The organism is Pseudalkalibacillus hwajinpoensis (assembly GCF_015234585.1).
GTDB classification, from domain to species: Bacteria; Bacillota; Bacilli; order Bacillales; family Guptibacillaceae; genus Guptibacillus; species Guptibacillus hwajinpoensis_B.
On record NZ_JADFCM010000002.1, the window covers coordinates 152,679 to 171,284 of the forward strand.

The 18,606-nt window shown below is 38.2% G+C and carries 23 protein-coding genes and 1 pseudogene; 3 read left to right on the top strand and 21 right to left on the bottom strand.

Annotation, left to right across the window (positions count from 1 at the left end; all coding sequences use genetic code 11):
* Positions 1–19: 19 nt before the first annotated feature.
* Positions 20–214, bottom strand: a complete 195-nt coding sequence (locus tag IQ283_RS24410) for a PAS domain-containing protein (RefSeq protein WP_408962581.1) — start codon at positions 212–214, stop codon at positions 20–22.
* Between the two features lie 202 nt (positions 215–416).
* Here IQ283_RS24410 and IQ283_RS24135 point away from each other — a divergent pair, with 202 nt between their 5' ends.
* Positions 417–611 carry an IS110 family transposase gene (locus IQ283_RS24135; RefSeq protein WP_242057303.1) on the top strand — a complete coding sequence of 65 codons (195 nt, stop codon included), beginning with the start codon at positions 417–419 and terminating at the stop codon, positions 609–611.
* Positions 612–742: 131 nt separating this feature from the next.
* Here IQ283_RS24135 and IQ283_RS08745 read toward each other — a convergent pair whose 3' ends face one another.
* From IQ283_RS08745 to IQ283_RS08760, 4 genes are all read right to left on the bottom strand, one after another.
* On the bottom strand, positions 743–1,141 hold the full coding sequence (locus IQ283_RS08745) for a DUF302 domain-containing protein (protein WP_194219804.1): 399 nt from the start codon (positions 1,139–1,141) through the stop codon (positions 743–745).
* Positions 1,142–1,264: 123 nt separating this feature from the next.
* The gene (gene copZ, locus IQ283_RS08750) at positions 1,265–1,471 is read right to left on the bottom strand and encodes a copper chaperone CopZ (RefSeq protein WP_194219805.1); all 207 of its coding nucleotides are present in this window, start codon (positions 1,469–1,471) and stop codon (positions 1,265–1,267) included.
* Positions 1,472–1,498: 27 nt separating this feature from the next.
* Positions 1,499–3,904 carry a heavy metal translocating P-type ATPase gene (locus IQ283_RS08755; RefSeq protein ID WP_194219806.1) on the bottom strand — a complete coding sequence of 802 codons (2,406 nt, stop codon included), beginning with the start codon at positions 3,902–3,904 and terminating at the stop codon, positions 1,499–1,501.
* A 12-nt stretch (positions 3,905–3,916) separates the two neighbouring features.
* A complete protein-coding gene (locus tag IQ283_RS08760) occupies positions 3,917–4,243 on the bottom strand; it encodes a metal-sensing transcriptional repressor (protein ID WP_194219807.1) in 327 nt (108 codons plus the stop codon).
* A gap of 221 nt (positions 4,244–4,464) precedes the next feature.
* Here IQ283_RS08760 and IQ283_RS08765 point away from each other — a divergent pair, with 221 nt between their 5' ends.
* The gene (locus IQ283_RS08765; RefSeq protein ID WP_194219808.1) at positions 4,465–5,646 is read left to right on the top strand and encodes a permease; all 1,182 of its coding nucleotides are present in this window, start codon (positions 4,465–4,467) and stop codon (positions 5,644–5,646) included.
* A 54-nt stretch (positions 5,647–5,700) separates the two neighbouring features.
* Here IQ283_RS08765 and IQ283_RS08770 read toward each other — a convergent pair.
* From IQ283_RS08770 to IQ283_RS08845, 16 genes and pseudogenes are all read right to left on the bottom strand, one after another.
* A pseudogene (locus IQ283_RS08770) lies at positions 5,701–5,919 on the bottom strand (glutaredoxin family protein); the annotation flags it as partial.
* Positions 5,920–6,005: 86 nt separating this feature from the next.
* Entirely contained in the window at positions 6,006–6,737 is a 732-nt protein-coding gene (locus IQ283_RS08775; protein WP_194219810.1) for a sulfite exporter TauE/SafE family protein, read from the bottom strand.
* A 15-nt stretch (positions 6,738–6,752) separates the two neighbouring features.
* Positions 6,753–7,736 carry a F510_1955 family glycosylhydrolase gene (locus tag IQ283_RS08780; RefSeq protein ID WP_194219811.1) on the bottom strand — a complete coding sequence of 328 codons (984 nt, stop codon included), beginning with the start codon at positions 7,734–7,736 and terminating at the stop codon, positions 6,753–6,755.
* 142 nt (positions 7,737–7,878) lie between these two features.
* Positions 7,879–8,460: a YdhK family protein gene (locus IQ283_RS08785; RefSeq protein WP_194219812.1), complete on the bottom strand. Its 582-nt coding sequence runs from the start codon at positions 8,458–8,460 to the stop codon at positions 7,879–7,881.
* A gap of 347 nt (positions 8,461–8,807) precedes the next feature.
* Positions 8,808–10,340, bottom strand: coding sequence for a multicopper oxidase family protein (locus IQ283_RS08790; protein WP_194219813.1), 1,533 nt, complete (start codon positions 10,338–10,340; stop codon positions 8,808–8,810).
* 88 nt (positions 10,341–10,428) lie between these two features.
* Entirely contained in the window at positions 10,429–10,659 is a 231-nt protein-coding gene (locus IQ283_RS08795) for an SHOCT domain-containing protein (RefSeq protein ID WP_194219814.1), read from the bottom strand.
* A gap of 235 nt (positions 10,660–10,894) precedes the next feature.
* Positions 10,895–11,680: a sulfite exporter TauE/SafE family protein gene (locus IQ283_RS08800; RefSeq protein WP_194219917.1), complete on the bottom strand. Its 786-nt coding sequence runs from the start codon at positions 11,678–11,680 to the stop codon at positions 10,895–10,897.
* A gap of 56 nt (positions 11,681–11,736) precedes the next feature.
* Positions 11,737–11,964 carry a sulfurtransferase TusA family protein gene (locus IQ283_RS08805; protein ID WP_194219815.1) on the bottom strand — a complete coding sequence of 76 codons (228 nt, stop codon included), beginning with the start codon at positions 11,962–11,964 and terminating at the stop codon, positions 11,737–11,739.
* A 14-nt stretch (positions 11,965–11,978) separates the two neighbouring features.
* On the bottom strand, positions 11,979–13,112 hold the full coding sequence (locus IQ283_RS08810) for an MBL fold metallo-hydrolase (RefSeq protein ID WP_194219816.1): 1,134 nt from the start codon (positions 13,110–13,112) through the stop codon (positions 11,979–11,981).
* Positions 13,113–13,130: 18 nt separating this feature from the next.
* Positions 13,131–13,529: a DsrE/DsrF/DrsH-like family protein gene (locus tag IQ283_RS08815; protein ID WP_194219817.1), complete on the bottom strand. Its 399-nt coding sequence runs from the start codon at positions 13,527–13,529 to the stop codon at positions 13,131–13,133.
* A gap of 26 nt (positions 13,530–13,555) precedes the next feature.
* Entirely contained in the window at positions 13,556–14,128 is a 573-nt protein-coding gene (locus IQ283_RS08820; protein WP_194219818.1) for a sulfurtransferase TusA family protein, read from the bottom strand.
* A 13-nt stretch (positions 14,129–14,141) separates the two neighbouring features.
* Positions 14,142–14,441, bottom strand: coding sequence for a rhodanese-like domain-containing protein (locus IQ283_RS08825; protein WP_194219819.1), 300 nt, complete (start codon positions 14,439–14,441; stop codon positions 14,142–14,144).
* Between the two features lie 942 nt (positions 14,442–15,383).
* The gene (locus IQ283_RS24415) at positions 15,384–15,605 is read right to left on the bottom strand and encodes an ATP-binding protein (protein WP_194219918.1); all 222 of its coding nucleotides are present in this window, start codon (positions 15,603–15,605) and stop codon (positions 15,384–15,386) included.
* Positions 15,533–15,955 (bottom strand): HAMP domain-containing histidine kinase, encoded by a 423-nt coding sequence (locus IQ283_RS08835; RefSeq protein WP_194219820.1) that lies wholly within the window; start codon positions 15,953–15,955, stop codon positions 15,533–15,535. The genes IQ283_RS24415 and IQ283_RS08835 overlap by 73 nt, the downstream gene beginning before the upstream one ends.
* Entirely contained in the window at positions 15,924–16,184 is a 261-nt protein-coding gene (locus IQ283_RS08840; RefSeq protein ID WP_276511815.1) for a HAMP domain-containing protein, read from the bottom strand. Before IQ283_RS08840 ends, IQ283_RS08835 begins: the two co-directional genes overlap by 32 nt.
* A gap of 195 nt (positions 16,185–16,379) precedes the next feature.
* Positions 16,380–17,582, bottom strand: coding sequence for an MFS transporter (locus tag IQ283_RS08845; protein WP_408962588.1), 1,203 nt, complete (start codon positions 17,580–17,582; stop codon positions 16,380–16,382).
* Between the two features lie 334 nt (positions 17,583–17,916).
* Between IQ283_RS08845 and IQ283_RS08850 the strand changes: the two genes are divergently transcribed.
* Entirely contained in the window at positions 17,917–18,576 is a 660-nt protein-coding gene (locus IQ283_RS08850) for an ArsR/SmtB family transcription factor (RefSeq protein WP_194219920.1), read from the top strand.
* The last annotated feature ends 30 nt before the right edge of the window (positions 18,577–18,606 follow it).

Below are 18,606 nucleotides of genomic sequence, written 5' to 3' on the forward strand. Positions count from 1 at the left end.
CGATTCGTTCAGCCTTTACTCAATTTCTAACGATTCTATTGTTAAAATGATATACCAACCCATTTTTAGACTCATCCAATCCACTCAAATCCTGTGCACCAGGATTCATATCACATAAGTACCCTTTATCATTGAATATAAAAATACCATCAATACTTGAATCGAATAGTTGTTTTGCTTCTCTTTCTTTTTTCATTCCTGGGTGGTGATTCATTATTTTAAACGTTAACAGATCGCCTGCCCTTTTCTATTAAACAATCCTGGATGCATCTGGCATATTTAGAAAACTTCATTTCAGAAATAGAAAAACGAATTGACCAGCTCTAGAAGTAACAAGAAGAAGTGAACCTTCTGATCATAATGCCTGGAATCAAAAAAGACACAGCTACCATCATTATCACTGAATAGGGGTGGCCATGGGCCAATCCCCAATGGCCAAACACCTTGCTTCCTGGACAGGATTATCACCAGGAAATCATGAAAGTGCTGGAAAAAGAAAAAGCACCCAATCTATCAAAGGTAATCCTCATATTAAAACCGCCTTATGTGAATCTGACTGGGCCGTCTCAAAAAGTCGAAACAAACGATTAGGTATCGTCTGCTGTTATTAGCCTCAAGAGGAAGAAAGAAAAAAGCACTCGTTGCCGTGTGGCATCGAATGCTTACTATTGTCTATCACATGCTTCAAAAACGTGAGCCTTACCACAAGACATCAGTAACGTAACAGGATAGACAGAAAACACTATCGACTGGAAAAAAGCGCAGTTTCAATGGATGTCGTTAAACGTTTTTCAATATCACTCGCTATGTCGCTCAATTTCTGATTATTAATAAAATCAATTAAAGCAGTTGGCCTTGGCAGACCAACAAATGTTTCACCATCTTCTTCGTAGACGACAATTTTACAAGGCAAGAAGTATCCGACCATTTTATTTTCATTCAGCACACGTTCAGCTTCTTTAGGATTGCATACTTCAAGTACACGATATGGCGTATTGAAATCCATGCCCTTTTCCTGAAGCTTACCTGTTAAATCAAAATCCCAGAGAACTCCAAATCCATCCTCTTTAAGCGATTGCTCAAGTGAACTTACAACTTCATCAATTGCTAAAGATGTTTTGAGCGTAAAATCGAATTTCACGACTATCTTCTCCCTTCATTATGGTTTAAATATGTTGTCTGTTACTATACTTTAAAAATGTCGAGAATCTGTGAATGAATTAGGAAGATCGTTAAATACCTACTTTTCCGTTAGCTTTTACAGCTATACCACGTCATATCCTTGATCTTCGACTGCTTCATTCATATCAGAAACAGTAACCTTTGATGAATCGTATGATACATCTGCTTTACCTTTTTTCACATCTACCTCTACTCCTGACACACCATCTAACTCAGTTAATGCCGTTTCAACCGCCGTTTTGCAGTGATTACATGTCATCCCTTTGATAGTGATTGTTGATTGTTCCATTAAGAAAAACTCCTTCCAAGAATGAGATTATATTTTAACTCGCTTCAAACGAAGTGAGTTCGTAACTACAGATACTGAACTGAAAGCCATTGCGGCACCAGCTACCCACGGTGCTAATAGACCGAGTGCAGCGATCGGAATCCCGATCGAATTGTAGAATAATGCCCAGAATAAATTCTGACGAATGTTTGTCATTGTTTTTCGGCTTAAGTTGATTGCTTTTGGAATATGGTCTAAATCCCCACCGACGAGGGTAACATCGGCCGTCTCAATCGCAACATCTGTGCCAGTACCGATCGCCATTCCTATATCAGCTGTCGCAAGAGCTGGCGCATCGTTAATACCATCACCTACCATAGCAATTCGTTTCCCTTGACCCTGTAATTCTTTTACTTTATTTGCTTTGTCTTCTGGAAGAACTTCTGCAAATATACCAGTGATATTTACTTGCTTTCCAATCGCTTCTGCCGTTCGTTTATTATCACCAGTAATCATATAAACATCGATACCAAGTTCTCGCAATTCATGGATCGCTTGTTTCGATGTTTCTTTCACTGTATCAGCAACAGCGATGATACCCATAACGTTTTGCTCAATGGCGATGAACATGGCAGTTTTCCCCTCTGTTTCATAGGCTGCCATCTGATCTTCATGATGAGTATACTCCACATTCTCACGTTTCATTAGTTTTCTGGTTCCGATTAGAACCCTTTTGCCATCGATCATAGACGTAATTCCGTGGCCAGGTATCGCCTCGAAACTCTCTGCCTCTTCCAATTTAATTTTCCTCTGTTCACCATATTGGACAATCGACCTTGCAAGTGGATGCTCAGAAGCTTTTTCTGCTGCAACAAGAGAGGCTAAGACCCCTTGTTCATTTCCTTCAAAAACAGTGAAGTCCGTCACTTCCGGTTTCCCTTTTGTGATCGTTCCCGTTTTATCTAGAAGAATTGCATCGATTTTGTGTGTGCCCTCAAGATACTCGCCACCTTTGAATAGTACACCCATTTCAGCACCTTTCCCTGTGCCAACCATGATCGAAGTAGGTGTCGCTAGTCCAAGTGCGCATGGACAAGCAATAACTAGAACGGCAATCGCCACTTCAAGTGCTTGTGGTAGATTGTATGGGTTCACCCATAAATACCATACGAGAAAGGTTACGACTGCGATCCCTACAACGATTGGAACAAAAATCCCAGAGATAATATCTGCCATTCTTTGAATAGGTGCTTTGGAGCCTTGAGCTTCTTCTACAATTTTGATGATACCTGCTAATGCAGTATCTTTCCCTACTTTTTCTGCCGTTAACGTTAATGTACCATTTTCATTCATAGTCGAACCGATGACGGCATCACCATCCGTCTTTTCAATTGGTATCGACTCTCCGGTAATCATCGATTCATCTACGGACGATTTCCCTTTTTGGACGGTACCATCTACAGGGATCTTTTCACCCGGCCGAACGATAATAGTATCCCCAACTACCACCTGGTCAACAGGAATCTTCACTTCTTCACCATCTCTGATGACACTAGCCTCTTTCGCCTGTAAGTTAAGAAGCTTTGTGATCGCCTGAGTCGTCCTACCCTTAGCAAGATCTTCAAACAACTTACCGACAAGAATAAGGGTAATCAATATAGCACTCGTTTCAAAATACAATTCAGGATTATACCCTGGTGTAATAAGTAGTCGAATGCCTTCCACTACACTATAAAAGTAGGCAGCAGATGTCCCTAGTGCAACGAGAACATCCATGTTTGCACTTTTATTAATGAGTGCGCGATAAGCTCCGACATAAAACGGAGCACCGATATAGAACTGTACAGGTGTAGCTAATAGGAATTGAAACCATGGATTCATAAAGAGTTCAGGTAATGGAAGAGCAACATCAAAAGGAAGATGAGCAATCATGGTGTAAAGCAGTGGCAATGAAAGCAAGATCGATATACCGAGCTTTACCTTCTTCTTCTTTATTTCTTCTTCCTTATGCGATTTCTTCTCTTCGCGATCCTTCTTAACGATTGCATCGTATCCTAATTTCTTTACTTTCTGAATGATCTCATCTACCGTAACCTCACTTGGCTGATACTCCACAATTCCTGATTCTGTCGTAAGGTTTATTGATGCTGAATCTACTCCAGAGGTACGATTCAACCCTTTTTCGATTCTAGTCGAACAGGCAGCACAGGTCATACCATGTATGTCTAGTTCAACTTGTTCTTTACGAACACCATAACCGAGCTTTTCTATTTTATTTACGATGTCAGAAGCTTTAACTTGTTGTTCATCAAATTGAACATCAGCTCTTTCCATCGCGAGATTCACATTAGCTTCAACACCGTCCATTTTGTTTAGGACTTTTTCTATACGCTGAGAACATGTAGCACAGGTCATACCAGTTATATCGAATGAAACTTTTTTCGTACCATCCATTTCATCACCTTCTTATTTGGAGAATTGTTGGATTACTTTCATCAATTCCTCTATCTGATGATCACCTTTTCCTTCTTTAATCGAGCTCGCTACACACGTTTTAGTATGTCTCTCAAGTAAGGAATATCCTACTTTTTTCAAAGCTGCTTGAATGGCAGATAGTTGAATAAGAATATCAACACAATAGCGATCATCACCGACCATTTTCTGAATTCCACGAATTTGCCCTTCTATTCGCTTCAAGCGATTTTGTAATTGTTGCTTCTCTTCTTCCGTTCTGTCCTCAGAAGGCTGTTTATCCGGTTGAAGCGGAAGATCAAGGTCCAAATCATCATTCATTCAGTTCATCTCCTTTTTTCTATTTTAACTATAATATACCCCCGTTAGGTATTATAGTCAAGATATAAATCTTAATTATCTTATACTGTATTAGACTTAACCGCACTTAATTTTTTATACCCTCATAGGGTAATTGTTTAAACGCTATAATTTATGGGTAACACCTTAAAAGATCGTTCATAGCGAACATATTAATTAAACTATTTCAGGAGGGATTCACAATGCTTGAAAAAATCGGAGAAGCTGCCTTCTCATCAGTCGGTTTTTTCTGGAAAACTGGTTGGGCTTTTGTACTAGGATATTTAATCAGTTCGATGATCCAGACATTCGTTTCAAAAGATAAGATGGTGAAGTACATGGGTGACGATAGCTTAAAATCTGTTAGTTTATCTGCCCTGTTTGGAGGAATTAGCTCCTCTTGCTCATTTGCAGCACTAGCTGCAGGAAAGAGTTTATTCAAAAAAGGAGCTCATTTTATTCCTACCCTCGCCTTTCTCTTTGCATCCACGAACCTAGTTGTGGAATTAGGTATTCTAATTTATATTTTCCTGGGTTGGCAATTTGTAATAGCAGAAATCATTGGAGGAATTCTCCTTATCCTTATTATGTGGGGTATTGTGAAAGTTACATACCCAGAAAAGTTAGTCAAAGAGTCTCGTGATCGTCTTGATGATGAGGAGAAAGAAGAATTTAACTGGAAAGAAAAGATAAAAAGTAAAAAAGGCTGGTACCAGGTTGGCATGGAGTTCGTGATGAATTGGCAGATGGTATGGAAAGAGATAATTATCGGATTTACTGTTGCTGGAATAATGAAAGCTTTTGTACCCGAAAGTGTTTGGAAAACCATTTTCTTGGCCAATCAAGATAACATCGGTTTTTGGAAACTCCTTGAAAATGTACTTATCGCTCCATTTGCCGCGGCTTTGACATTCATTGGTTCGATGGGGAATATTCCTATTGCAACGATCATTGCTTCAAGTGGTGTGACGTTCGGAGGAATCATGGCCTTCATTTATTCGGACTTAATGGTGCCTCCGATTGTTAAAGTTAATGCCAAATACTATGGTAAGAAAACAGCTATGTATATAGCAGGTGTTTTCTTTATCGCTATTGTTATTACAGCATTAACCCTGCATGGCGCGTTTTCTGCCCTAGGTATATTGCCTGACTCTGCGAAGCAGATTATGAAGGAAAATCCTTTCAAGATTAACTACACGTTCTGGTTTAACATGTTGTTCATCGGATTAACCATCGTAGCTCTTGGATTAAACCGTAAGTTTAAGAAGTCAAACAGCGGAATGCACATGAATCATCATCATAAAGATTCAGTATTTATGAATATTGTTACGTATGCTTCTATTTTATTTGTAAGTATTGGGTTTATCTTACATTTTGTACTCTGACTATGAAAAGGAGCTGTCCCTCCGAAGATGGACAGCTCCTTTAATATTAGTTCTTTAGAGAAGAAGAGATTTGATCCTTTCTTCATTGTTTTCAAAACCGGTAAATTTGTATTCTTTTCTTTTTAATTCCAATAACGAAACGACAGTGATAATTATTCCCGGGACGATTCGATTTCCAAATTGTTTAATCATGCCTTTTTCTTCATTGGGAGAAGAGGATACGTCGTGTTCTTCAAAAGATATCGATGAATTTGAAAGAAACTCTTTCAACTTTTGGCAATCACCTCAAGTTGGCCTTGTATAAACCGTGACTACTGTCTTTCCCATTTATATTTCCCTCCCTTTTTTCATAAAACTTTTTAGAACCAGTACGTGATCGCATCGAGGAGCCCAATCACAATAAGTGTAATTCCCGCAATTCTTTGTAAAGTAACTCCAATTTTTTTACTCCTTTTAAGAAAGGCGCCACTTAATCCGAAATACCAGATCAAGAACATCGCGAACATGAACGGCAATGACGTGCCTATCGCGAAAGTAGCCGGGAGGAATGCACCATACGGACTTGCAAGAACAAGGGGCATAAGTAATATAAAAAACAACGAAAACATTGTAGGACAAAATCCTAACGAAAAGCTTCCTCCCATTAGAAAAGCTCCCCATTTGCCCTTCTTCAGAAATCTTTCTGGAACCTCACCAAGCTTTACACTCCAGTTCATTTTAAATACCCCTAACAGATATAAACCTATTGAAATGACGAGAGGTCCGAATAATTTCCTTGCTACTGGTAAAACCTTTGTGAGGCTTTGCTGAAACTCTTGCCCAAGGATCCAAACGATTAAGCCCAAGCTTGAGAAAACAACGATTTTACCTAAAATAAATGAAAATACTTCGCTCCAGGCAATTCCTTTTTGAAATGAACGACTCCCATAGAACGTAATCGCGCCAATATTTCCTGTAAACTGGCAAGGCGCGGTCGCTCCAAGCACTCCAAGAATGAAAGCTGATAACAAAGGAATCGAATTAGTCTGGTATGCCAGTGTAGTCAGAGGTCCACTAAGAATTTGACTTAATGAATTAAAAACATCATACATTTTAAGCTCCTTACTTCAGCCCCGCTTAATCAGCGATTTCCCCTTTTTAACGAGTTGTTCCCATTCTTCCCCTAGATTGGTCGTTCGATAAATCGATTCGTTTGTGGTATGAAAAACAATCTCTTTTTCATTTTGAGGATTCACAGCGATATGATCGATCATTTCAATTTCATCATTTGGCATTGGTAACTCCTTCTCATCCCCCATACTAAGATCTTGAATAACTAACCTGTTATTTTCTTTAGCATAAACAAGTTGGTTTCCCATAAATGAGACTGAGCTTACAGCTACTTCATCAGAAACACGCTCAAAAGAACTTCCCTTATTACTTGAAAAATATAAACCAGTTGGAGATGTTATTGCTAGTACGTTTGATTCAACGGGGTGAGTCGCTATTCCAGATAATTGATTAGGAGTCCCTTTTAGCTGAACTTGTTCCCATTCTTTTGCATCTTCACTAAAATAAACTCCAATATCCATCTCACTATTCTTTTCTTGATTCACTGCATAGATAGCATGACTCTCATAACCTACTGTGAGGTAATGGAAGTCTGATTCTCCCTGGAACCCTAGCTCTTCTATCGTATTTCCTCTATCCGTACTTTTAATTAGCCCCATCGGGTTTAGAAGGTCTGATCCCACTCCTGGATGGCCACTACTATAAAATCCATCAGATACCGCATTAAACCCCATGTAATCATTTTTATTTTCTTTCGCTTCATACCATGTATCCTCATAATTGATGAGGGGTCCATTGTGAGTCGCAATCAATAATTCATTGCGATTGCCAGGGTATCCGATCCCATGAACATGTTCTATTTTTTTATCTTGTAATTCCCCATATAAATTAGACTCTTTTAATGAAACAAGCTTTGCTTCTCCCTCTTCGACTTGAACTACTTCAGTGTTTTCTTCCGTTTTTGTTTCCTCATCATTCTGACATCCTGCACTAATTAGTAAGATTGTTGTTCCTATTAAAGGAAACCATTTTGTTTTCAAATCATGACCATCCTTTTTCCTGTATTCACATTCACAAATACTCTAACAAATAATTATTGAGAATATGTGCAAAATGTTAATTGTTCCACTTTTTAAGGCAGAATAGATGCATGATAAAAAACAGGGCTAGAATAATTTCACTCTATTTAACGGTTAGTTCAGATTCTGTAACCCATTTATGATTGGTTACTTCCTCTCCACCTGTAGTAGGCATATAATCTACCATATAGACAGTGGTAGAATTTTCCGAATCGATGATGGCTTTAGCTCCGTTCATACCCTCCATGTGTGAAGCCGTAATGGTAACTTCCATTCCTTCTTCTAAATTTTCACCGCCAGCTTCTTCTATTTCCTCTTGTATGACCCACTTGTGGTTATCTACTTTTTCACCACCGGAAGTAGGTGTATACGAAATCACATATGCTGTCGTTTGATAAGCACCTTTGATCGTAGCCTCAGCACCGTCCATCCCTTTCATATGATTTGCTGTGATGATGGCATTACTACCAACTTCATATGTTGGGTTGTTTGCTTCCTTTAAGCCTTCTGGAATGTCACTAGACTCTGCATGATTCATGCTGTCCATACTTTCTCCTGAATCAGAATCCATGTTTGAAGATCCCGTATTTGTACCCTCATTCATGTTTTCATTATTACCGCATGCAACCAAAAATAATGAGAGTATAAAAAGTGTAAAGGCTATTGCGCTTATATTCTTCTTCATAGTACTCCTCCTACTTCCGTTATCTTCCTTTTATTATACCGTAATGTGATGGCTCAAGAAAATATTGCCTTCAGAGTATGAATTTAATGTGCAGAAAATATGTTTTTTTAAGACAAAAACTATGATTGAATCAAACTGATCTATAAATCTCTCGCTCCCTTGACAATTAAACTCTACCACTCTTACAATCACTACCGATTTATATGTTATTCCAATTATAATCGCAAAGGCTTTATCGTTAGTCATGGTATCTTGGATTGTTTCAGAACTCTTCTACGTAACAAAGAGAATATTATTATCAAATAAAAAGGACCCCGATATTATACCGAAGTCATCCAGAAACAATTTTAATTTGGCTGGTTATTGTGCTCTCCACTAAGCTCGAAAGGTGAATAGACACCTTTGTAATCTACGATTGTTACCATTCCACGAGCAGCGTGGTTGTTATCATGACAGTGAAACAACCATTCTCCTTTGTTATCAGCTTTGAAGTAGATTGTGTATTCTTCTCCTGGCTTAACGTGGATTAAATCCTTTACACGCGGTGCATCATATTTGTTGCCATTTTTTGAGGCTACCTGGAATCGATGGCCGTGTAAATGCATGGGATGATTCATATTTCCTGTATTCGTTATTTTCACCTTAACGATATCTCCCTCTTTCACGTCGATAGGAGGGGTATCCGGAAAGACCTGATCATTAATTTGAAAAGCTACACCTTCCCCCATGTCCATTCCCATGTTCAAGTCCATATTATACGTGACGTCAGGTTCAGGTACTTCTTCAAAAATCACCTCTTCACTTCCAAATGAAGTGCCAGTTGCAACATCAGAGCCAGAGGATGAAATCGATTGATTGCTTGGAACAGAAGCATCCTCTTCACTGGAGACAACAGGGATTACCATATCATCTGCATTTTCTCGATTAGAGTTCTCTTTAATTATTGTAGCTTTACTACTCTGTCTTGTGTATTCTACATCGATCCGTTCGCCAGGCGCGATTTCTAGTACGTTCGAGGTACCACCTGAATTCTTAACCTTTTCACCATCAACTTCGATCACTTTCATTGCATTTTCAGGGAACACCAATTGATGTTGCTGGTAACCTGCGTTGACGAAGCGCAATCTTGCCGTTTCTCCTTCTTTCATAACAAGTGGTTCAACGGCCTGTCCCGCTTTTCCGTTCACTGTAAAGGTATCATACATCTGTTCGGTATCAGCTTCGCCGTTCCCTGACATAGCGCCCTTCATCATGCCACCCATATTCGTGATGTCTCTTTTCTCCTGGTTGACGGCCCATTCATCAAGGATGAAAAACTCCTCTTTTTCATATTCTTTTTGCTTCTCTTCAATCACTAGTGAACCATATAGACCTTTATCCACCTGTTTAGAACTATGCTGGTGCGAATGATACCAGTATGTTCCCGCATCATTGGCAATAAATTCATATGTGAATGACTCTCCTGGTTGTACAGCATCCTGTGTGAGCCCTGGAACACCATCCATTTTATTTGGCAGTAACATCCCGTGCCAGTGAATTGTGACTGGCACATCCAATTCGTTCTTTAAATTAATTCGAATGAAATCTCCTTCTGTAACACGCAAAGGTTCCCCAGGCACCGTCCCGTTGTACGTCCACGCATTGACTTTCTTACCTTCACTGATGTCCCATTCAGTCTCCTCTGCAATTAGGTTGAACGTCTTTACAGGTCGATCCTCTGGCCCCTGTGCATTCACTTCTAGAATACTCGTCTCCCCTTGTGTAACCCCCTCAGGTAAGGTTGAACCTCCACTACTATAGAAAGGAGAGTTGAGAAAGACCGCTCCACCAATAACGAGTAGAGTGACGATTAAGATTGATCCGATTACTTTTCGCTTCATTCCGTTTCACCTCTTATATGGTTTTGTTGACGTTAATATGGAGTTCATCATTTAAGGATGAACTCCAGGATATTTTTAACATTATAAATTAGCTATTAAGTTTCCTTTTTAACCGGTCATATTCTTCTTCTGTAATTTCACCTTTCGCGAGACGTTCTTTTAACGTTTCCGCAGAATTAGTTGAAGAAGACTTACTACTTGATCCCGGATTCCTCATCCAAAAAACGACAACGATTATTGTAATAATGATAAGAATAAAAAGGAAGCCAAAACCAAAGAAGCCACCTCCCATTCCACCCATTCCGCCACCGTTCATCATCTTGATCCACTCCTTTTAAAACTTCTAATATTAGATTCTATCTCTTGTAAATTACAAGCTATTAGTCTTATCCCCGTACTTTATGCAGATTTCATGTATTTTCAATAAAAAATGCTATTCTTTTGTTTGCCCCCTATTACTCGAAGCCGCTACTTTATTACCATTCACCTTATCTAAAAATAAACCGCTACTTTTTTTAATAAAACGCGTAACGGTTTTAACAATTGACTATGAATTATCCTAAAAGCTCTATCCAGATTTTGATCGCGGTTCCCAAAATCAATAGTGCTAAAATAATCTGGAGAATTTTCGTATTTACTTTCTTCCCGAAGTTCGCTCCTAATGGAGAAGCAATTAAGCTTGCTACGATCATGACCACTGCAGGAATAAACAATACCTGTCCAGTAAAGACTTTACCTGCCGTCGAACCTATGGAAGAAATAAATGTTATTGCAAGTGATGATGCGATCGTCATACGAGTTGGGATTTTTAAAACTAACAGCATGATTGGGACAAGAATAAAAGCACCTGCTGCCCCAACAATTCCAGCTCCGATACCGACTAGAAATGCAAAAAAAGCTGCTAACCATTTGTTAAAGGTTACTTGATCCATCGGCATATCATCATTATCTTTCTTAGGAATAAACATCATGATCGCAGCAATGGTAGCAAGTATGCCATAGACGAGATTTACGCCACCATCTGTCATGAATTTTGAGCCAAATCCACCGATAAAGCTACCGATCAAAATGCTAATCCCCATGTAGATGATCAATGTTTTGTTTAAATAACCGCCTTTTCGATATGCCCATACACCACCAATTGTAGCAAACAGGACTTGGACTGCACTAATACCTGCCACTTCATGGGCAGTGAAGGCGGAAAGTCCTAATAATGCCGGGATATAGAGCAGCATAGGGTACTTGATAATCGATCCACCAATTCCTACCATTCCAGATACGAAGGAACCGACAAAGCCGATTAGAAAGATGACGGTTAAGAAATAAATACTATATTCCATTTCCATGTTTTCACCTTCTTATTTAAATAAGGACCCAATGGGCCCTTATTATTTTTTTATGCTTTTTTAATCCAGAATTTTAGTATTCCATCTTCTTCTGTATCTTGTAGTAGTTCATGGCCTCCAGATTTCACCCAAGCTGCAATATCACTTTTTGCACCTTTGTCTGTCGCATGAACCTCTAATACTTCTCCTGAGTTCAATTCCTGAATTGATTTCTTAGTTTTAACGATCGGCATAGGGCATGCCAGTCCTTTTGCGTCTAATACTTTAGTTGATTCCATTGGTATCCTCCTTATTATCCGTGAACCGCACAGCGGTTTGGCCCAATTTCCATGTCTCTCTGTTCTTCATTATCAGGGGTTACTTTCCCCATGTTCGTTTTTCTGATTTTTTCATAAGCATTAGGTTGCGGTGGAAGGTTGTCCGTCACCATACTTCTGAACTTCTCTTCATCCTCAACCCGAAGACCTGCGTTCTTCTCATAAAGATCTCCTAAACGTGCAGATACTTGTCCACCTTCACCTAATTCACTAGAGAATGAGAAGTGTGCAGGTAATACGATCAAGTCATCTGAAAGCTCTTTATAACGTTTATATAACGTGTTACGTAAATCTCTTACCCAGTCTTCTGCTTTACCTGCAAGGTCAGGTCGTCCAATGGACTCAACAAATAGAATGTCTCCTGTTAGAAGATACTGATCATCGATAATGAGCGACGTACTTCCAATTGTGTGACCAGGTGAGTACAATGGCTGAACTTTCATAGTCGTATTTCCCACAACTATATCGTTACCTTCTTCAAGTGGATGATATTCAAACGTCACTTCTGTAGCATCCTTTGGAGGAAGATTGTATGTTCCACCAGCTTTTTCTGCCAAACTACGTCCACCTGAGATATGATCAGCATGAAGGTGGGTATCGATCAAGTGCTTGATTTGCACACCCTTTTCTTCAGCGAATTTTTCATAATTACCAATCATTCTGTTGGCATCGACAATCGCAGCTTCGCCATCAGATTCAATAAAGTACGATAGACACCCTTTTCCTAGGCGTACGAATTGATATAGGCTTCCACCGCCAGTAAGATCTGCGATTTTTGTCGGCTCTAAATGTTCACTCCATGCTTTCATTCCGCCTTCAAGGGAATAAACATCTGTAAAACCAGCTTCATCGAACATTTCTGCTACCATTTGTGAGGAGCCGCCCTTTGCACAGACGACGATTATTTCCTGATTCTTACCAAGTTTATCTTCTACATCTTCAATTCCATCTAGTAAATTAAAGTACGGTTCATTAATAACATCTACTTTTCCACCTTCAATTTTCCAATCATCAAATTCATCAGTGTTTCGAACATCTAGTATTGTTGTTTCTTCGTTATTGACAACCTTTTTTGCTATTTCATTTGTTGTAATCGTCTTAACAGACAAGCCGAATTCCTCCTTTGTTTAGAATGTTAAAGAGATATTAGCATCTTTCGCATAGTCAATGTATGAGGCTGCGCCGCCTACTTCAATTCCATCAACGAATTCTTCTTTTTCAAGCCCCATAACGTCCATTGTCATCTGACAAGCGATTAATTTAATATCTAACTCCTGTGCAACACCAATAAGCTCTTCGATTGAAGGTACGTTTGTTTTTTCAAACCCTTCCTGGAAGTGCTCTTTTCCTTCAGGAATTGGTAAGTTTTTGTGTCCTTCTTTATGAATTAAATTAAGACCTTCAAATGTAAAAAAGATACCAACAGCTGCATCAGAAGCTGCTGCAGCTGTTGCCACATTTAATACTTTATACGCGTCAAAGAGACTTCCGTTCGATGCGATAATTGCTACTTTTGTATTAGCCATTATAAATTCCTCCACTTAAAAATAATTTAGTTATTTTTCTTTGTAGGTCCCTGCCACTCAGACATCCCTGGCACAATATTCTTCACGTTTTTATAGCCTTTTTCACTTAACTTTTGCGCAGCTAAATCACTACGGTTACCTGTACGGCAAATAACGTGGATCTCATCACCTTTGTTTAGTTCTTCATAACGTTCTTCTAATTCCCCGAGGGGTATATTAACTGCTCCTGGGATATGTCCGAATGCATATTCAGCCGGTTCACGTACATCTAGGATCGAAATGTTTTCTTCTCCATCTATCTTGTTGCGAAGACCATCTAAATCAAGAACATCTTCATGTTTTTTTTCTTCAGACGTTTCTCCTTCACTTGCTTTTCTTATATAGTGCTTCAATACTTCTCCATCTTCCACAGTCCCTAAATAGTGATGTCCTGTGGATTCGGACCATGCTTTAATGTCTGCAGTTGATCCTTTATCAGTTGCTTGAACTTCAATAACTAGACCTGGACCCAAATTTTTCATTGCTTTTTTTGTTTTTACAATTGGCATCGGACAAGCCAACCCTTTTGCGTCCAATGTTTCATTTGCAACAACACTCATCTTGAATCCTCCTTTATTTATCGACTTCATCTTTCCATTCAAGCATGCCGCCTGTCATATTCCGGACGTTGTAGCCTTGTTCATCTAATAATTGGTATGCTTTTCCGCTTCGTCCACCTGAACGGCAAACCATGATATGTTCTATTGATTGATTGATTTCATCAAGACGATCTGGTAATTCACTTAAAGGAATATGAGTTGCGCCAGAAATCTTACCCTGAGCCACTTCTTCGTCCTCACGCACATCAATGATACTTACACTCTCATTACTATTTACTTTCTTTGCTACTTCATCTGGTTTAATTTCCTTCATGTTTCTTACCTCCTTGATTATAGATTATTACTCATTCCCAAAGATAATAAAGATTATAATTACCCCAGTGGGTATAAGAGAGAATAAAAAAATATAAAATATTGTTTGTTAAACAGTGATGCCATTATATACCCCTACGGGTATATTGTCAAACCCAGTTGAACAATAAATTCAATCAACCTCCTTAGTACTATTACCAATTAGCTTATAGACTTAAACATGAAATATTTTTATGAATTATTCTATATGGTGTTTAAATAAAAAAACGTTACGCTTTAACAGTGGCTAACAGCATCGTACAGCTTATTTTATTCACCCCCGTCTCACTCGTTTTATTACCATTACCTGATTAAGTTAAAGGCTTAAATTTATCTGGTTGATCTTGAATAAAGATCGACTAGTTTATATTAGCTGCTATAGTTTATAAAAAAGTTAGTCAATACTTCTATTCTAATTTTCTATGTTGTTCATTCCCTTAGCAATTGAAGACTTCTTCCATCTTCAGTTTTTTATTTGGTTAATTAGATATGAAAGATGAAGTTCAAGGTGAACAATACATAAATTAATGAATAGCTGTTGTTTAGGGAAAAAAAGTAATAATACACAAAAGTAAATGTAAAAACTGCAAAAAATTCTCCTGTAAATAGATACACAAGCCTATTTTTTACCCCTCATTTCCTCCTTCCCTTGACTAAACGAGCTCTATGTTATTGTATTTCATAGTCAACGATATGCTCCTTCCTCATTAAATCATTTTAAACTCAACCATTTACTCCCCTTTTCATGAAAAAAGGGGGAATTTCTTTCTGTGGAATTGGGACCGATAAATGAAAATCGTTCATCAACATATACGTTGCTATGATTTTGCAGAATTGCTCCCTTTTTTAAGAATGAGCACAACCAACCTCATAAGAATGCCCTCTTCAAAATATCGTGATTATTTTATTTACAAACAGGTAATGAGAACGTGAAAGTGTGACAATTCCCTTCTAACTTAACGCCAATTTCACCTTTATTGTGTTCAATGATTTCTTTTGATATAGCGAGTCCAAGTCCTGTTCCCCCTGAATAACCCCTTCCACGTGAAGAATCTACACGATATAATCTCTCGAATATTTTTTCTTTTGCTTCTCTTGGAATTGTTTGTCCGGACCACCGATAGATAACATATTGCTTCCTTTTTCTATTTCCCCTTTTACCCTTATTGGTCCTGTTCCTTCATAATACCTAATAGCATTGTCAAGCAAGTTATTCATCACTTGTGGGATACCCTCATTATAAACATTAACTATTCCTGATTCGGCTTGAATTTCCACTTTAATTCCTGCATTCTTTAATGACCAACGAAACATCCCAACAGATTGCTCTACTAGAAATTGCATATCCATAGGTTCTTTCTCAGAGTATGTTTGTTGAGTGAAATAATCCCATTCCTTCAATTGTTCAAGCTGTTCAACCATGTGAATAAGTCGTTCTGATTCATTATGAAGGGATTGATACATTTTTTGATCCACTTATCACACCATCTTTTAAAGCACCCAGGTAGCCCTTTAGATTGGTTAATGGTGTACGAAATTCGTGAGATAAATCTAAAATCAATTCTTCCCTATGTTGTTGTGTATCTTTTAATTGTTTCACTAAGTCATTAAAATGACTGATCAATTGTCCCACCTCATCCTTAGAATTCACTTGAATAGGTCTGGGATATTGACCTTCTTTCATTCTTTTAGTAGATTCTATCAACTCTTTTAATGTAGGTATTACTTTTTTTACTAAGTAATAATGAATGAGGCAACACTAAATATCTATAAATATTGAAAATTCGTTGGTATCATCTGTTGACATGGTAGAATCATATAAAGCACAACCAAACATACCTTTTACAATAATAATAAGAATTGTTTTTTTCATCTTTGTTGCACTTGACGATTATTTATCCTAACTGCGGCGAGACCAAATCACAACAGGTATAAGAACTAATGATAAAAGCCCGCCACCTAAAGATAATGTAGTGAAACTTGTATTCGCTACTACCATTCCCGAAAGAGCACCTCCGGAAGCACCTGCTAATGCAATAAAAACATCAAGTGTTCCTTGAGTTTTCGCACGAGTGGCAGGCATTGTCGAATCAACAACTTGAGCAGTGCCGCTGATCAATCCAAAATTCCACCCTAATCCAAGTAAAGAAAGAGCGATTACTAATAGAACGACAGAATCACTTGGTGCTAATGCTGCTAATAAACCAGCAAATAACAATGTAATACCTGAAGCTATACTCATGGCTATTCGTCCTATTTTATCAACGAGGACTCCTGTTATAAGTGAAGGGAGATACATTGCGCCTATATGAAAACCTATAACAATTCCGACTTCAGATAAGCCATGACCTTGATTTCCCATATGGACAGGTGTCATGGTCATTATTGCGACCATAACAATTTGGGTTAGAACCATGACTGTAGCACCGATCGTAAGTCCTCTTTTGTTTAATGTTTTATCAATAGAATCCAAATCAATTTCATACTCATTTTCTTGATTATATACTGCTATCTTGTTTGCAATAACTAGTGGATCTGGACGCAACATAATAAAAAGTACCAGACCGGCTAGGATATATGCTATAGCAGATAAAATAAATGGACCTGCAAGTGCCGGAACACCAATGAAAAGCGCAATTCCCCCCATAACATCTACTAGATTCGGACCTGCAACGGCCCCAAATGTGGTCATAACCATCGTAATGCTTATAGCAGTTGCTCGTTGTTTCTGATTAGCTAAGTCAGTGCCTGCGTAACGAGCTTGTAAATTTGTAGCTGTACCTGCACCGTAGACCAACAAAGAAGCAAATAACAGTATTACACTATTCAACACGGCTGCAAAAACAATTCCAATTGAACCAAGTCCCCCTACAATAAAACCCGTTGCTAGACCTGTTCGACGTCCATATCGTTGTGAAAGTCTTCCTACGATTAAAGCTGCACCTGCAGACCCTAAAGTAAATAAAGCTGCAGGTACCCCTGCAAAAGTGTCATTACCAAGCATTTGTTGAGCTAAAAGGGCCCCTACAGTAATACCTGCTGCCAGGCCAGCCCCTCCAAAAATTTGCGATATACTCACAACAACTAATACTTTTCTATACATCTTTTTTAATTTTTCAGGAGAAGCTATAAAATCCTGAACTGCATCACGAATGTTATCGGCCACATAAAACACCTTCCGATTCCTTTTTTACCTTCACCCAAAAAAAATTCTAAAAAAACACCAAATAAGTATAATTTCACACTTACTTAAACATTCAACTAAACAATTGAATAGTTTTAGACTAGAGTGAAATGAAACAATTGTCAATAATTTTATACACGATAAACCGCACATCAATATCCTACTCATTCATTATTCTTTACAAAACCTCTTTCATAATGATATTATTCAACCATTCAGTTAAATAGTTAAAAATAAGGAGATGGATTTAAATATGAATGCAAGATCATTTAAAGATACCATCTATAACGAATTCGCTCGGATTGGTAAGGTTTTATCTAGCCCTAAACGATTAGAACTGCTCGATTTACTCTCTCAATCACCGAAATCCGTCGAAGTTTTATCTAAAGAAACAAAAATGTCTATGGCCAATACATCTAAACACTTACAGGCATTACTGGAAGCTCGTTTAGTGATTTACAAAAAAAATAAAAATTTTGTCATTTATCAACTCGCAAACCCTAAGGTAACGGACCTTCTATTCTCTATAAAATCCATTGCTGAAGAACAAATTGCTGATGTCAACCTTCTACGCAAAGACTTTATTATGAGAGGCGATGAATTAGAAACGTTGGAGCTGGAAGATTGGGCAGAATGTAAGGAAGAGGAAAGCCACGTTTTAATTGATGTCCGACCAAAAGCAGAATATTTAAATGGACATTTAGATGGAGCGATTTCCATCCCTATGGAAGAGCTAAATGATTATATACGTGACCTTCCAAAGAATAAGAAAGTAATTGCTTATTGCCGTGGCCCATACTGTGTCTATGCAACAGAAGCCGTTGAGTATTTGAAAGCAGAAGGCTTTGAAGCAGCACGTTTGGAAGCAGGTATTCATGAATGGAACCTGTATAAAGAAAATTTAACACACTAAATCAAGGAGGAATTGAAATGCTATTTCGTC

Excerpts from the sequence above, each read along its gene's own strand:
- IQ283_RS24410 (WP_408962581.1), bottom strand. The coding sequence starts at position 214 with ATGAATCACCACCCAGGAATGAAAAAAGAAAGAGAAGCAAAACAACTA.
- IQ283_RS24135 (WP_242057303.1), top strand. The coding sequence starts at position 417 with ATGGGCCAATCCCCAATGGCCAAACACCTTGCTTCCTGGACAGGATTA.
- copZ (WP_194219805.1), bottom strand. The coding sequence starts at position 1,471 with ATGGAACAATCAACAATCACTATCAAAGGGATGACATGTAATCACTGC.
- IQ283_RS08755 (WP_194219806.1), bottom strand. The coding sequence starts at position 3,904 with ATGGATGGTACGAAAAAAGTTTCATTCGATATAACTGGTATGACCTGT.
- IQ283_RS08760 (WP_194219807.1), bottom strand. The coding sequence starts at position 4,243 with ATGAATGATGATTTGGACCTTGATCTTCCGCTTCAACCGGATAAACAG.
- IQ283_RS08765 (WP_194219808.1), top strand. The coding sequence starts at position 4,465 with ATGCTTGAAAAAATCGGAGAAGCTGCCTTCTCATCAGTCGGTTTTTTC.
- IQ283_RS08775 (WP_194219810.1), bottom strand. The coding sequence starts at position 6,737 with ATGTATGATGTTTTTAATTCATTAAGTCAAATTCTTAGTGGACCTCTG.
- IQ283_RS08785 (WP_194219812.1), bottom strand. The coding sequence starts at position 8,460 with ATGAAGAAGAATATAAGCGCAATAGCCTTTACACTTTTTATACTCTCA.
- IQ283_RS08790 (WP_194219813.1), bottom strand. The coding sequence starts at position 10,340 with ATGAAGCGAAAAGTAATCGGATCAATCTTAATCGTCACTCTACTCGTT.
- IQ283_RS08795 (WP_194219814.1), bottom strand. The coding sequence starts at position 10,659 with ATGATGAACGGTGGCGGAATGGGTGGAATGGGAGGTGGCTTCTTTGGT.
- IQ283_RS08800 (WP_194219917.1), bottom strand. The coding sequence starts at position 11,680 with ATGGAATATAGTATTTATTTCTTAACCGTCATCTTTCTAATCGGCTTT.
- IQ283_RS08805 (WP_194219815.1), bottom strand. The coding sequence starts at position 11,964 with ATGGAATCAACTAAAGTATTAGACGCAAAAGGACTGGCATGCCCTATG.
- IQ283_RS08815 (WP_194219817.1), bottom strand. The coding sequence starts at position 13,529 with ATGGCTAATACAAAAGTAGCAATTATCGCATCGAACGGAAGTCTCTTT.
- IQ283_RS08820 (WP_194219818.1), bottom strand. The coding sequence starts at position 14,128 with ATGAGTGTTGTTGCAAATGAAACATTGGACGCAAAAGGGTTGGCTTGT.
- IQ283_RS08825 (WP_194219819.1), bottom strand. The coding sequence starts at position 14,441 with ATGAAGGAAATTAAACCAGATGAAGTAGCAAAGAAAGTAAATAGTAAT.
- IQ283_RS08845 (WP_408962588.1), bottom strand. The coding sequence starts at position 17,582 with ATGTATAGAAAAGTATTAGTTGTTGTGAGTATATCGCAAATTTTTGGA.
- IQ283_RS08850 (WP_194219920.1), top strand. The coding sequence starts at position 17,917 with ATGAATGCAAGATCATTTAAAGATACCATCTATAACGAATTCGCTCGG.